Raw genomic sequence first — 14164 nt, 5'->3', positions numbered from 1 at the left:
CCCGCACGGCCCATCCGCGCGCTTCGCACGCCTCCGCACCGCACCGCACGACCAGCAATCGACGACCAGCAACCGGAAAGCGAAGGAAGACACCCATGTACGACCTCGTGGTGGTGGGCGCCGGCCCCTACGGACTCTCGGTCGCCGCACACGCGGCGGCGGCCGGACTACGGCTGCGGGTCCTGGGCCGGCCGATGGCCTCGTGGCGCGACCACATGCCCGCCGGCATGCTCCTCACATCCGAGCCCTGGGCCGCCAGCCTCTCCTCCCCCGCCGGCGGTCACACCCTGGCCGACTACTGCGCCGCCCACGACCTGACCGCCGAGCACGGCGTCCCGCTGCCCCTCGACACCTTCACCGCGTACGGCAGCTGGTTCGCCGAACGGGCCGTCCCGCAGATCGACGAGACCACCGTCACCGCGGTCGTCCCGGACGGCGACGACGGCTTCCAGGTCGCGACGGACACCGGCGAGCTGATCGCGGCCCGCACCGTCGTCCTCGCCGTCGGCCTGCCGCCGCTCGCCCACCGCCCCTGGCCGCTGCTCGACCTCCCCGCCGCACTCGCCTCGCACAGCAGCGACCACCGCGACCTGTCCCGCTTCACCGGCCGGCACGTCACCGTCATCGGCTCCGGCCAGGGCGCCCTGGAGACCGCGACCCTGCTCGCCGAACAGGGCGCCCGCGCCAAGGTCGTCGCCCGCGCCGACCGGCTGCGCTGGAACGCCCCGCCGCAGCCCCTCGGCCGCGGCCGGCTGCGCGCCCTGCGCGACCCGCACAGCGCCCTCGGCACCGGCTGGCCCAACTGGGCCTGGTCCCAACTCCCGGGCGCGGTACGCCGGTTGCCGGCGCCGACCCGGGTACGGCTCACCGAGACCGCGCTGGGCCCGGCCGGCGCCTGGTGGCTGCGCGAACGCTTCGAATCCGCCGTACCGCTCCTGCTCCACCACCGGCTCCGGGCCGCGGTCCCGCACGGCGACGGCGTACGGCTCCATCTCACCCATACGGAGGGGAGTACCGAAACCCTCGACACCCACCATGTGGTGGCCGCCACCGGCTTCACCCCTGACGTGGGACGGCTGCGGCTGCTGCACCCCCGGGTGCGCACCGCCCTGCGGACGGTCGGCGGCAGCCGGGCCCCCGAACTGAGCGCCGGTTTCGAGTCCTCCTGGCCCGGCCTGTTCTTCGCCGGCCTGCTGACCGCGCCGTCCTTCGGCCCCTCGATGCGCTTCGTGCACGGCGCGGCCTTCACCGCGGCGCGGGTGGTACGCGGCGTCCGGCGCAGGCTCGGCGACCGGCCCGGCACCGCCACCATCCCCCGCCCGGCCGGGGCCGGCACCCCGGCCCCCGCGGGCGGCCCGGCCCCGGACGCCCCGGCCGACGAGCCCGCCTTCTAGGCCGGCCCGCACCGGGGCACCGGAACGGCACACCGAAGGGGCCACCCGGCACTCACCGGGCGGCCCCCCGCACGTCGTTCCGTCGCCTCCGGGCGGTCACTGACAGCGGTCGACCGCCGCGATCGTCCGCGCCGCCTCCCCGAGCGCCGCCCGCAGCACGGCCGGGTCCGTGGCGGCCGCCCCCGCGCCCTCCGGCGACACCAGCCAGCCGCTCCCGGTCACCGGCGGCCCGTCCGGCACACCGTCACCGCCCGCGGCCCCCGGCACGATCCCGCGGCCGTAGGTCTGGGTGCAGGCACTGCCCGGCACGTCCCAGCCCGCGGCCGTGCCCGGCGGTACGAGGAAACCGAGGGTGTCGCAGGCCCCGTCGTGCAGCACCGGGCCCACGCCGTCCCGCAGCCGCAGGATGTCCACGGCCTCCAGCCCCTGGCGGGCGGGCACCGTCACGAGGTCGCAGGGCTGCGCCGGAACGGCGGGCGCCCCGCCCGGCACGACCTGCCGCCGCCGGCCGCCGGCCCGGCCCGCGGACCCGTTGCCGCCCCTGCTCACGCCGGTCTCCCACACGGAAAACCCCTCCTCCTGCAGCCGCAGTCCCTTTACACCGAATTCAACGGTCGGGGGTGTCAACAGCTACGGCGGCGTAACGCTGCAAAGGATGGCAGTTCATGGCAGATCACGCGTGAGATATCCGGTTTGTAGCCAAACTGTGCGTATCGGTGTCGTCACAGCCGGTACGGTCGTCCCGCCGCACCGCCAGGACGCGGCATCGCCACACAGATGGCACGGAGAGGGCACGGAGAGGGTCCGCCATGGCGTCGCCAGCAGCACGATCAGCGTCGTCCCGTACCGTACCCGCCCGCCCGAACACCGCCTTCCGACAGCTGCGCGGCCGGCTGTCCCCGGGCGAGTTCGCGGCGGCGGTCCGACGGTCCGCCCGTGAGATCGGTGAGCAGGTCTCGTGCGACGCCCGCTATGTGGGGCGCGTCGAGTCCGGGGAGATCCGGTGTCCGAACTACGCCTACGAGCGGGTGTTCCGGCACATGTTCCCCGGGCTGACGCTGCCCGACATGGGCTTCGCGCCGCGCGAGGCGGTACGCGGACGGGGGGCGCGTACGGCGGCGGTCAGCGCCGCGCCCCTGGCAACCGACCCCGACCACCGCGATACCCGTATCCAGATCTGCGAGGAGAGCGACGTGCTGCGTCGCGCGTTCATCACCGGCGGCCCGGCGGCAGCCCTGGGCTTCGCCGCCCTGCACCCCATCGAGGCCGCTGCCGCCGCCGCATCCGACCGGGTGCCCCCGCCCCGCCCACCCGCCGGCGGCCGCGCCGGTGCGGCCGAGGCCACCGCCGTCGAACAGGCCGTCCGGCACATCCGGCTGCTGGACGACCGGCACGGCGCGGAAGGCATCTACCACCGCGCCACCCAGCCGCTGCGCGCCGCCTACGACCTGCTGGAGGCCGACGTCCGGCACCGTTCGGTCGCCGACCGGCTGCACACCGGCGCCGGTGAACTCGCCATCAGCGTCGGCTGGCTGGCCCACGACTCCGGCCGCTTCGACGACGCCCGCTCCCACTACGCCGAGGCGCTGGCCACCGCCCGGGTCTGCGGCGACGCCGCCCTGGAGGCGCACGCGTTCTGCAACACCGCCTTCCTCGCCCGCGACGCCGGCCGCCCGCGCGAGGCGGTGCGCGCCGCACAGGCCGGGCAGCAGGCCGCCAAGCACCTCGCCTCGCCGCGGCTGCTGTCCCTGCTGGCGCTGCGCGAGGCGGGCGGCTGGGCGGGGCTGGCCGACCGCTCCGGCTGCGAGCAGGCACTGGCCCGCGCCGAGCGGCTGTTCGCCGGCGGGCCGCGGGACGGCGACCCCGAGTGGATGACGTTCTACGGCGAGGCCGAACTGGCGGGCCTGGAGGCGCAGTGCTGGTCGGCCCTCGGCGACGCCGGGCGCGCCGCCGAGCACGCGCACCGCGCGGTGGCCCTCCAGGACCCGCACTTCACCCGCAACATCGCGCTGTTCACCGCGGAACTGGCCGCCGACCTCGCCGCCGACGGCGCCCCCGAGGAGGCCGCCGCGGCCGGCCTGCGCGTCCTGGCCCTCCTCACCCAGGTCCGCTCCGCCCGCATCCGCACCCTGCTCGCCACCACCGCCCACACCCTCCGCCCCCACCACACCCTCCCCCCGGTCGCCGACTTCCTGTCCCGGCACGCGGCGGCGGGGGAGGGTGAGCGCGAGGGTGAAGGTGAAGGTGAGGCGGTGGGGGCGGTGGGGGCAGTGGAGGCGGTCGGCGTGGTCGGCGCGGACTAGCGGGCCGGGGGTCGGGGGCCGGGGGAGCCGGTGTGCGGGCCGGCCGTGGCGCCGATCCCCGGCCGAGTCGGAGGTGACCGGCGTCAGCCCAGGTGGCCCGTGTCGTTCCAGCGCTCGATCGCCGGCTCCCCGTAGGCCCAGCCGAGCACCGACAGGGACGTCGGCTCCAGCCGGATGCGGGCGCCGAACGAGATGTCCAGGCCCAGCCAGCGGGCGCCGAGGGCGCGCAGGATGTGCCCGTGCGCGAAGACCAGCACGTCCCGGTCGGCCGACCGCGCCCAGGCGACGACCTCGTCCGCCCGCGCGGAGACCTCGGCCAGCGTCTCGCCCTCGGGCACGCCGTCCCGCCAGATGAGCCACCCCGGCCGTGCCGCCTGGATCTGGGCGGGCGTCAGCCCTTCGTACGCGCCGTAGTCGATCTCCATCAGCGCGTCCCACTCCTGCGCCCGGTCACCGAAACCGGCCAGCTCGCAGGTCTCCTTCGCGCGGACCAGGGGGCTGGTGCGGACCTCGACGCCCGGCAGGCCGTCCCAGGGCGCGTGGTGCAGTCGCTCCCCGAGAAGCTTCGCGCCGCGCCGGCCCTCGTCCAGCAGCGGGATGTCCGTACGCCCGGTGTGCCTGCCGGAAACGGACCACTCGGTCTTCCCGTGCCGGGCCAGGATTATGCGCGCTGCCATGGGTCGCACCTTTCGCCGATCTCTCGGCCACTCACTCATTCGTCGTTCGGCGCGGGCGGCATTGACCGCGGGCCTTCCATCATCGCCCATGGGGGCGTTTTGTCCGAACCCACCCCCACTGCCGCGGCCGCCTCCGCCGCTCCGGGCCCCCGCTCCCGATGCCCGTCCCGGAGGTCGGTGTCGATGCCGGTGCCGGATGCCGGTGCTGGATGTCGGTGCCGGATGCGAGACTTCGGCAGGTGAACGTTTTCCGCGACAGTCGAGCCGTGGCGACCGGTCCTCCGGCGGGGCAGGCGCCGCCGTCATCGAGCCTGCGCCAGCGGCTCAGCGAGCTGCGCGGCCCCGGCGTACGCCCCCGGTCGCTCGACGCCCGGGCGCTCGCCGCGCTGGCCGCCAATCCCGGCTGCCGGCGCCGGGCGCTGCTGGACGGTGCGGGCGTCGACAAGGGCGCGCTGGCCGGGGCCCTCGGTGCGCCCGCGGGGTACGGGCAGTCGCAGTTCGCGTTCGTGCGGGGCAACGCCTTCGAGGCCCGGGTGAAGGCGGACGGCGGTGCGGAGCTGCTGCGGCTGGTGCGGGAGCGGCTCGACCCGGGGGGCCCACCGCCCGAGCCGGAAGGGCCCGGGGCAGCGGCCACGCCGGACCTGTCCGCGGCCGGGCCGGAGGGCCGCGCGGCGCGTACGGCGCTGGCGCTGCGCGAGGCGACCGCGGCCGGCGGGTGGACGCTGCTCGACCATCCGATGCTGGCGGTCGACGTGGCCGGCTCGCCCGCCTATGTGGAGCCGGACGCGGTGGTGGTGCATCCGGACGGCAGCTGGACGGTCGTGGAGATCAAGTCCTTCCCGATGATCGACGGTTCGGCGGACGCCGCCAAGGTGGGCGCCGCGGCCCGCCAGGCGGCGGTGTACGTGCTCGCCCTGGAACAGGTCGCCGGGCACACCGCCGCGCACACGGGCCGCGCGGTGCGGGTCCGTGACCGGGTGCTGCTGGTGTGCCCGAAGGACTTCTCCAACCTCCCCACGGCCGCTGCCGTCGACGTCCGCAAGCAACTGTCCACGACCCGGCGGCAGTTGGGCCGGCTCACCCGGGTCGAGGAGATCGCCGCCGCCCTCCCGGAGGGGACCACCTTCGATCTGCGGATGGCGGACGACGGCAAGACCCCGACCCGCCCGGCGAAGGAGCTGGCCGCGGCGGTGGAGGCGGTCGGCGCGGCCTACGCCCCCGAGTGCCTGGCCGCCTGCGAGCTGGCCTTCCACTGCCGGAAGCAGGCCCGCGAGGAGGGCGCGGTGGAGGCACTGGGCCGCGGCGTCCGGGGTGAGCTGGGCGCCCTGCGCACCATCGAGGAGGTGCTGGCGGCGGCCCGTCCCAAGGACCGGACCGGCGACGGCAGCGACGACCCGGCCGGCCCCGACGACCCGGCCGTCCTCGCCCTGCGCCGGGCCGCCGCGCTGCGCGCCGAAGCCCTGGCGGCCGCCGCCGTACCGCAGACGCCGGCGGGAGGGGGCCACGTACCGCGGGCGACGGCGGAAGAGCCCGGTGTGCCCCGCCCGCGAGCGGAGGAGGCGTAGATGTCGCTGATCGAGACGCTGGCCCGGATGGAGGCGGTGGCCGCCGGGCGCGCCCGCCCGCGCTGTACGGTCCGGCACCGCCACCTCTCCGAAAACCCGCTGGTCCTCGTGCCGTTGACGACCGCGGGCGAGGCCGGTGCCCCGCTGGGCGCGCTGGTCGGCACCGACCGCGAGAAGCCCGCCCTGCTGGCCGTCCCGCAGCCGCGCAACCGCGATCTGCGGTTCGCGTTCCTGGCCGAGCTGGCCGAGACCGTGCTCCCGTACGTGGACGGCTTCGCCGACGCCGTGGAGTGGGAGGAGCGCAAGGAGACCGACCCCGAGACCGGCAAGAAGGTCCCGGTGCAGGTCGAACTGTGCGCGGACGCCCCGCAGTTGATCGTCCCCAGCGCGGCCGGTGTGGAGTACGTCCGGCTGCTGGGCCGCTCGATGCGGTTCCGGCGGACCGCCGAGCAGGATCCGGAGGCGCCCCATCCGGCGCCGCCGCACGTCCCGCTGCTGGGCCGCTGGCTGACGCATTTCGGCGAGCGCGCCCGGGTCCCCGGCGCCGGTCTGCTGCTGCCCATGACGGGGCTGCTGGCGCGCCATTGGGCGACCGGCCAGAGCGTGCTGGAGGACCAGCACCTGGGGGCGCTGCTGGCCTGGATCGACCCGCCGCCGGGGAGGTCCGGCCGGGAGGCCGCCGAGTTCGCCGAGTCGGCGCGTGACGCGGCCGGCCAGCTGCGGTGCCCGCCCGCCGGACCGGCCACGGACCCGGCGTTCGACAACCGCCTGCTCGCGCCCGCGATGGCCCGTTACGACGCCGGTCTGCCGGGCGCCGAGGAGGAGCTGCGCGCCCTGCTGGAGGGCCAGTTGCGGCCGACCTGGGACGCCGTCTGGCGCGGCATCGACCTGCTGCGGGCGCTCCCCGAGGGCGCCCGGGTCGCCGACCGCTGGAAGCGCGACCGCTGGTCGTACACGGCGCACCGCGACCGGGTGCGCGCCGGTGAACCCCCGCAGCCCCGGCGGGACGACGCGGTCACCGCCGCGCAGAAGCTGGCCGCCCGGGAGACCGCGCAGGCGCAGCTGGACGCCCAGGAGGCCCTGGACGACCCGCTGGTGATGGCGGGGCGCCGGCTGGCCGGGGAGGCGTTCGAGGGCACGGTGACCGCCGTGGAGATGGCGATGTCCGAGGGCAAGCGCCCGATGCCGCGCCCCCTGGTGACGCTGCGCACCGCCGACCGCCCGCTGTTGTCCGCCGGCGCCAAGCTCTACCGCCCGCTGGCGGACGGCCGGACCCAGCCCGCCGAGTTCGTGGCGTACGCGCCGGGCGAGCCGGAGGTGCTGGTGGTGCGGCTGACCGGCGGGATGGGCCGGGGCCGGACCCCGGAGCCGGGCTCCGTCCCCGAGCCCGCGGACCCGGTCTGCTGGACGCTGTTCGAGCACGCCCCGCGCGGCGGTCCGGAACTCCCGGACCCGGAGGACATCCCGTGGACGCACGGCGGCCCGCCGTCCGCCACCGCCGACGCCCCGCACGAGACCGCCGACCCGGTGACCGCGGAGGATTTCCTGTGACCCGCACCCACACCCGCCCCCGGACCGCCCCGCCCGCCACGCCTTGGGAGATCACCGCGGAATGACGGCCCTTCAGGACCCGCCCCCCACCGCCGCCGGCGCCGGTACCCGGGACGCCGATCCCTCCGTGGCGGCCGCGGCGGCCACCGCCGCGATCCTGCGCGACACTCTGCACGGCACCCGCCGCGGCGTCGTCGTCGACTCCCCGCCGGGTGCCGGCAAGTCCACCCTGGTGGTCCGCGCGGCCCGCGAACTGGCCGCCGCCGGGCGCCCGTTGATGATCGTCGCGCAGACCAACGCGCAGGTCGACGACCTGGTGCTGCGGCTCGCCGAGAAGGACCCCGAGCTGCCGGTCGGCCGGCTGCACAGCAGTGAGCCCGGCGCGTTCGACCCGGCGCTGGCCGAGCTGCCGGCGGTCCGGACGTCCGCCAAGATCGCCGATCTGGCCGGGCTGGACGTCGTGGTGTCGACGGCCGCGAAGTGGGCCTACACCAAGGTCGAGGAGCCGTGGCGGCACGCCATCGTGGACGAGGCGTACCAGATGCGGTCGGACGCGCTGCTGAGCGTGGCCGGGCTCTTCGAGCGGGCGCTGTTCGTGGGCGACCCCGGCCAGCTGGACCCGTTCAGCGTGGTCGGCGCCGAGCAGTGGGCCGGGCTGACGTACGACCCGTCGGCCAGTGCCGTCTCCACCCTCCTCGCCCACAACCCCGACCTGCCGCAGCACCGCCTGCCGGTCTCCTGGCGGCTGCCCGCCTCGGCCGCGCCCCTGGTCTCCGCCGCGTTCTACCCGTACACACCGTTCCGCAGCGGCACCGGGCCGGGTGAGCGCCGGCTGGCGTTCGGGGTGCCGGGCGACGGCTCGGGCGTGGACCGGGTCCTGGACGAGGCCGCCGGGTCCGGGTGGGGCCTGCTGGAGCTGCCCGCCCGCCGGACGCCGCGGACGGACCCGGAAGCGGTGCGGGCGGTGGCCCTGGTGGTGCGGCGGCTGCTGGACCGCGGCGGCGCGGCGAGCGGTGAGCACGCGCCGGAGCCGAGGCCGCTGACCGCCGCCCGGATCGCGGTCGGCACGGCCCACCGCGACCAGGCCGCCGCGGTCCGCGCCGCGCTCGCCGAGCTGGGCGTGTCCGACGTCACGGTGGACACCGCCAACCGCCTGCAGGGCCGCGAGTTCGACGTCACCGTCGTCCTGCACCCGCTCTCCGGGCGCCCCGACGCCACCGCGTTCCATCTGGAGACCGGCCGGCTGTGCGTACTCGCCTCCCGGCACCGCCACGCCTGCATCGTGGTCTGCCGGGCCGGCGTCGCGGACCTCCTCGACGAGCACCCCTCGACCGAGCCGGTCAGCCTGGGCGTCACGGTGAAGTTCCCGGACGGCTGGGAGGCCAACCACGCCGTCCTCGCGCACCTGCAGGAGCACCGGGTGGCCTGGCGGCCTTGAGAACCCCGGCCCGCGGTCCGGGCGGAAAGGGCCCGCGGGCCACCGGCACCCCCTCCGTGCACCTCACGCCCCAGGGCGCACTTGCGCGAGGCGGGACAATGGAATGCGGCACACGATCTGGAGGTACGTACATGTCCGAGCCGCGACCGGCTCCCGACCCCCGTGGTACGGCACCGAGGCCACGGCGCATGAAGCCCGCGCAGCTGCTCTTCGAACCACCCGAGGCCGTTGCCGACCCCGAGCACTTCTTCGACCTGGAGTCGATAGAGGACCCGCGCGAGCTGCTCAGCCGCGCGACGGAGCTGACCCTGGCCTTCCGCGCCGCGGCCGACCGCGCCACGGAGTTCCAGGCGCTGGCCGCCGCCCAGCTGGCCGATCCGAGCCGGTTCGACCGGCTGCCGCTGGCCGTGCTCGCGGAGCAGGCCGAGTGGACCGAGGACTACGCGCAGAAGATGATCGAGTTCGGCCGCAGCCTGATGCGGAGCGGCAGCACGCTGCTCGGCGACATGGACTGACCCGGTCCCTGCCCTGGCCCTGACCTGTCCCTGGACCCTGCCCGTCGACCGACCGCCGCGGGACCGACCCGTCCGCTCGTTCACATCCGCCACAGACGCCCCACGACGGCTCATGGTCACCAACCATGAGCCGCTGGCATATGCGAAGGGGCAAGGTACCGGGTCCCGTGCCACGCTGTCCCGATTTCCGGCAATCAGCCGAGCCGGTACGGGCCGTATCGATAGACCTGTCCCCATGAGTGACCGGCTGCCCGACCTCGCCCGTACCCCCGCCCACGCCGCCACGTCGTACGTCACCCTCGCCGGCGCCGACTGGCTCGCCTCGGCCGGCCCCCACCCGGACGATCTGCACGCCCAGTGGGCGCTGCACCCGGACGCGCCGAGCGTGCTGCCGTGCGGGACGGCCTTCGACGTGATCAACGCCCCGGCGCTGTTCGGGCGGCGGATGGTGGACCGGCTGTGGTCCGCCGGCCCCGGCTCCGGGCCGGTGGCCGCGCACCGCGGGCGGATCCTGCTGTTCGCCGCGCCGGGCACCGCCCAGCGGCTGCCGGCACTGCTGGTCTGGGAGGAGTGGGCGGCGGCCGTCCCGCCGCTGCTGTGCCACGGCACCGGGGACGCGGTGACCATCCCGCCGCTGCACCCGCACCCCGCCCCCGCCGCCCGTACGCGCCCGCGTGGCGCCCCGCAGTCGATCACCGCGCCGGCCGACGACGACGCCGTCGCGGGCTCCCGGTGGCTGGTGGCTCCGGACGTCCGCCGGCCCTGGCTGCCGGGGCCGGACGTGCTGCTGTGGGCCTGTGTCCGCGCGGCCCGCCCGGCGGCCGGGGAGGCAGCCGCGGCCGCAGGGGAAGCCGCAGGTCAGCCCCGCGTTTCGGCGCTGGCCCAGGCCCCTGGGAAACCGATTTTTGTCCTCCCCGATCAGGATGCTAATGTTTTCCCCGTCAGCAGGCGCCGCTAGCTCAGTTGGTTAGAGCAGCTGACTCTTAATCAGCGGGTCCGGGGTTCGAGTCCCTGGCGGCGCACAGACGGTCGAAGGCCCTCACCTCAGGTGGGGGCCTTCGTCATGGGCACGGACCGATGCGCCCCGGCCGTCAGCCGTGGCCGATCTTGACCGCCCAGTCGCCGTCGCCGCTCCGCCCGGCCACCTGGATCCGTACGCCGTCCCGGGCGTCGTCCATGCTCTCCCCCACGCCCAGGGGCGCGTCCGCGAGCGGCGGGTAGACGGAGGTGCCCCAGCAGGCGGAGGTGGCGGGGTGGCCGTCGAGGACGTGGACCGGGCCCGAGCCGGAGGCGGTCGCGCTGTCGACGCGGTAGGCGAGGACGCCCTCGCTGCACAGCGCGCGGTCGTTGCCCTGGGCGCTGCGTGCCTCGATGGCCAGCGCGCTGTCGGGGCCGGTACGGAGCACCAGCAGCCGCGGGCGGCGCTGGCCGCGGGGTTCGAGGGGGGCGGTCAGGGTGCGGAGCGAGTACAGGCCGGGGCGCGCGAGGTCGACGCAGTCAACTTGGTTGTCGGCGATCCAGCCGAGCTTCCACTTGTGCCAGGCGAAGGGGTCGGGCGCCAGTCCGAACTGGCTGCCCATGAGGTCCCAGTCCCCCACATAGGTGTCCCAGTCACCCTTGCCGCTCTGCGGCCGGTGGTACAGATCGGGCAGGTCGAAAACGTGACCGGTCTCGTGCGCGAGGACGTTGCGGTCCGGCGGGCTCTGCTCGAAGACGGTGACGAACCGGCGCAGCTCGTGATCGTCGGCGTGCATCGGCTGATCGAGGTTGACCACTTTGGTGGCGTCCGAATCGACGCCGGGCGCTTCCGGATCGGCGACGAAATAGACCACGTCGTAGCGGCCGAAGTCCACCGAGGGATCGGCGGCGGCGACCGCGTCGCGCAGATAGGCCGCGCGCCGTCCGGCGTCCCAGTCGCGCCGTATGCCGTACGCGACGGACGAGCGCGGCATCCGCACCCAGGGGCGGTGGACGTGCGGGCGCAGCCGGAAGCGGCCGTAGGAGGCGCGCTCGAAGAAGGCGGAGGTGGCGGGGAAGTAGTCGCGGGCCAGCGTCTGCGGGGTGGCGGCCGGCCGGGAGTCCGGGAAGGAGAGGTAGATCAGCACCGCGTCGAGCGGGCGGTCCGGGCGGGTGTAGGAGCCGTTCCAGTTGTCCAGGCCCTCGGAGTGATGGGCCTCGCTGCGGCCCAGGGCACAGGGGAGGGCGGCCTCCGAGGCGGTGGCGGGCCCGGCGACGATGGACGTGGCGATCAGCGCGCTCAGCGAGGTGAGGATCGCCGCCAGGCGCCGCAGGCGACGGCGATCGCCCCCGTCGGGCGTCTGGGCGCGCGGCACACGTACCTCCAGGGACGGATTCGGGGACCTCATCTACCCTGTGGCGATTTAATGCTATTCGTCCTGTTTCCGGGGCCCGGACGAGTGACCGGCGCGTCTCCGCGTGCCGTAACGGACAGTCACAATCGACCAAGAGGGCAATCGCCGCGAACAGAGCCGGGCAGAAATGGCTGAAGTTCCGTCATGTGGGCCGGGGAGCACGGCTGCGTCGCTGGATCGGCCCTCGTGCCAGCCTCTATGATCGCCACACTTTCCAGCGCGGGACCCCCCCTCCATCACGAGACAAGCGCCAAGCGGGAGCGAGCAGTGAGCGGACACCCCGACGGCCCGGGCCGCACGCCCGGAGCGACGCTGCCCTCAGTGACGGAACGTAACGGCACCCCCAAAGAATCCGACGACGCCCGGCCCACCCCGGCCGGCCGCCACGACGACTCCGCCGCCTCCCTCGGCGACTACCGCGCCGCCTTCCACGCGGGGCGCCTGGCGATGGCCGTGCTCAACCGCGACGGACTGGTCCTGGCCGCCAACCCCGCCTTCGGCGAGCTGGTCGGCGCCGACCCCGACGGCCTGGTGGCGGCGACCGCGGCCGACCTCACCGACCTGGGCGCCGACCCCCGGGTGTGGACCGCCTACCGCGAGGTGCTGTGCGGCAGAAGCGACCGGCTGCGCTGCACCCGCCGCCTCAAACACCCCGAGGGGCACTCCGTCTGGGTGGAGGTGACGGTCGAGCCGCTGACGCCGGAACCGCTCAGCGGCGAGGAACGGATGCTGCTGTCGGTGGCCGACATCAGCGACCGCCACGACCTGCTCGCCCGGCTGCGGCACCTGCAGATGCACGACCCGGTGACCCGGCTGCCCAACCGGGCGCTGTTCTTCGAGCGGCTCGCCGCCGCCCTGGAGACGGCCGCCTTCGACGCGACCGGCACCGGCCGGATCGGGCTCTGCTACCTCGACCTGGACGGCTTCAAGGCCGTCAACGACACCCTCGGGCACCGGGTCGGCGACCGGCTGCTGAGCGCGGTGGCACAGCGACTGATGCGCTGCGCGGAGACCGACGACGACCGCGGTACGGGCCGCCCCGGGCATCTGGTGGCGCGGCTCGGCGGCGACGAATTCGCCCTGTTGGTGGAGGACTCCACCGGCACCGACCAGCTGGCCGAGCTGGCCCAGCGCGTGCTGGACGCGCTGCAGCGCCCGTTCGACCTGGCCGGACAGCGGCTGTCGGTGTCGGCCAGCATCGGCGTGGTGGAACGGGCCGCCGGCGGCACCACCGCGACCGGCCTGATGCAGGCCGCGGACACCACGCTGTACTGGGCCAAGGAGGACGGCAAGGCCCGCTGGACCCTCTTCGACCCCGAGCGCAACGCCCACCGGATGACCCGGCAGGCCCTCTCCAGCACCCTGCGCCCGGCCGTCGACCGGGGCGAATTCACCCTGGAGTACCAGCCGCTGGTCGGACTGGGGGACGGCCGGGCGCAGGGCGTGGAGGCGCTGGTGCGGTGGCGGCACCCGCAGTTCGGGACGCTGTCGCCGAATCGGTTCATCGCGCTGGCGGAGGAGAACGGCGCGATCGTCGAACTGGGCCGGTGGGTGCTGGAACGCGCCTGCCACCAGGCCCGCGCCTGGCAGCTGGCGCACCCCGGCGACCGGCCGCTGTTCGTCAGCGTCAATGTGGCCGTACGTCAGGTCTGGGACTCCGACCTGGTCGCGGACGTGGCCGGGATCCTCGCCGAGACCGGGCTGCCGCCGCAGCTGCTCCAGCTGGAACTGACCGAGTCGGCGGTGATGGGCTCCGCCGGCCGCCCGCTCCAGGCCCTGCAGGCGCTGAGCGACATGGGCGTACGGATCGCCATCGACGACTTCGGCACCGGCTACTCCAACCTCGCCTACCTCAGCCGCCTCCCGGTTTCCGTATTGAAGCTCGACGGGTCGTTCGTCCGCGGCTTCCGCTCCCAGGAACACCCCAATCCGGCCGACGAGATGATCGTCGAGGCGCTGGTGGCACTGGCCCACCGCCTCGGGCTCACGGTCACCGCCGAATGCGTCGAAAGCGCCGAACAGGCGGAGCGGCTTCGCCGCATCGGCTGCGACACGGGGCAGGGGTGGCTCTACTCCCGCCCCGTAGCGCCGGATCGGGTCGCGGCGCTCTTTATTTAGCGCCGTACGTTTTCGGCTTTCCCACCGTGGTGGTTGCTGTCTTTTCCGCCTTCGGCGGGGGTGGGTTTAGGGCCGGGGGCGCCTGGTGGGTGGTGGGTGCCGGGTTCGGTCCTCCGGGGGCGGGTTTCCGGACTGCTTCGCTTTACGTCCGGAAACCCGCCCCCCGGGGCCCCCCCCCCCCCCCCAAACAAAACCAGCGGCCCCCCCCCCCAAAACCCCCCCCCCCCCCAG

General features: G+C 75.2%; 11 protein-coding genes and 1 tRNA gene. 9 read left to right on the top strand and 3 right to left on the bottom strand.

Annotated features, from left to right (window positions below; translation table 11 throughout):
* Window positions 1-95 precede the first annotated feature (95 nt).
* Window positions 96-1394: an NAD(P)-binding domain-containing protein gene (locus tag ACGF4C_RS24695; RefSeq protein WP_393568994.1), complete on the top strand. Its 1299-nt coding sequence runs from the start codon at window positions 96-98 to the stop codon at window positions 1392-1394.
* A 96-nt stretch (window positions 1395-1490) separates the two neighbouring features.
* On the opposite strand, the gene ACGF4C_RS24690 is transcribed toward ACGF4C_RS24695, so the two are convergent.
* Window positions 1491-1958: a hypothetical protein gene (locus ACGF4C_RS24690; protein ID WP_393568993.1), complete on the bottom strand. Its 468-nt coding sequence runs from the start codon at window positions 1956-1958 to the stop codon at window positions 1491-1493.
* A gap of 245 nt (window positions 1959-2203) precedes the next feature.
* Here ACGF4C_RS24690 and ACGF4C_RS24685 point away from each other — a divergent pair, with 245 nt between their 5' ends.
* Complete coding sequence (locus ACGF4C_RS24685) at window positions 2204-3697, top strand: tetratricopeptide repeat protein (RefSeq protein WP_393568992.1); 1494 nt, start codon at window positions 2204-2206, stop codon at window positions 3695-3697.
* An 83-nt stretch (window positions 3698-3780) separates the two neighbouring features.
* Here ACGF4C_RS24685 and ACGF4C_RS24680 read toward each other — a convergent pair whose 3' ends face one another.
* Window positions 3781-4374, bottom strand: coding sequence for a histidine phosphatase family protein (locus ACGF4C_RS24680; protein WP_393568991.1), 594 nt, complete (start codon window positions 4372-4374; stop codon window positions 3781-3783).
* A gap of 209 nt (window positions 4375-4583) precedes the next feature.
* Here ACGF4C_RS24680 and ACGF4C_RS24675 point away from each other — a divergent pair, with 209 nt between their 5' ends.
* The 6 genes from ACGF4C_RS24675 to ACGF4C_RS24650 all read left to right on the top strand — a co-directional run bounded on the left by ACGF4C_RS24675 (window position 4584) and on the right by ACGF4C_RS24650 (window position 10465).
* Window positions 4584-5939 carry a hypothetical protein gene (locus tag ACGF4C_RS24675; protein ID WP_393568990.1) on the top strand — a complete coding sequence of 452 codons (1356 nt, stop codon included), beginning with the start codon at window positions 4584-4586 and terminating at the stop codon, window positions 5937-5939.
* A complete protein-coding gene (locus tag ACGF4C_RS24670) occupies window positions 5940-7490 on the top strand; it encodes a hypothetical protein (RefSeq protein ID WP_393568989.1) in 1551 nt (516 codons plus the stop codon). It begins immediately after the preceding gene.
* 61 nt (window positions 7491-7551) lie between these two features.
* Window positions 7552-8928, top strand: a complete 1377-nt coding sequence (locus ACGF4C_RS24665; RefSeq protein ID WP_393568988.1) for an AAA domain-containing protein — start codon at window positions 7552-7554, stop codon at window positions 8926-8928.
* Between the two features lie 131 nt (window positions 8929-9059).
* Window positions 9060-9443, top strand: coding sequence for a hypothetical protein (locus ACGF4C_RS24660; RefSeq protein WP_030414020.1), 384 nt, complete (start codon window positions 9060-9062; stop codon window positions 9441-9443).
* A gap of 235 nt (window positions 9444-9678) precedes the next feature.
* Complete coding sequence (locus tag ACGF4C_RS24655; RefSeq protein ID WP_393568987.1) at window positions 9679-10401, top strand: hypothetical protein; 723 nt, start codon at window positions 9679-9681, stop codon at window positions 10399-10401.
* Window positions 10392-10465: transfer RNA gene (locus ACGF4C_RS24650), tRNA-Lys, on the top strand. The genes ACGF4C_RS24655 and ACGF4C_RS24650 overlap by 10 nt, the downstream gene beginning before the upstream one ends.
* Window positions 10466-10534: 69 nt before the next feature.
* Here the strand turns inward: ACGF4C_RS24650 and ACGF4C_RS24645 are convergent.
* The gene (locus tag ACGF4C_RS24645; protein ID WP_393568986.1) at window positions 10535-11776 is read right to left on the bottom strand and encodes a M6 family metalloprotease domain-containing protein; all 1242 of its coding nucleotides are present in this window, start codon (window positions 11774-11776) and stop codon (window positions 10535-10537) included.
* A 360-nt stretch (window positions 11777-12136) separates the two neighbouring features.
* Between ACGF4C_RS24645 and ACGF4C_RS24640 the strand changes: the two genes are divergently transcribed.
* On the top strand, window positions 12137-13933 hold the full coding sequence (locus tag ACGF4C_RS24640; protein WP_393568985.1) for a putative bifunctional diguanylate cyclase/phosphodiesterase: 1797 nt from the start codon (window positions 12137-12139) through the stop codon (window positions 13931-13933).
* The last annotated feature ends 231 nt before the right edge of the window (window positions 13934-14164 follow it).

Origin of the sequence: Streptomyces sp. NPDC048197, assembly GCF_043202395.1 — a bacterium.
GTDB lineage: Bacteria > Actinomycetota > Actinomycetes > Streptomycetales > Streptomycetaceae > Streptomyces > Streptomyces siderophoricus.
This window is presented reverse-complemented; position numbering and strand designations above follow the sequence as displayed.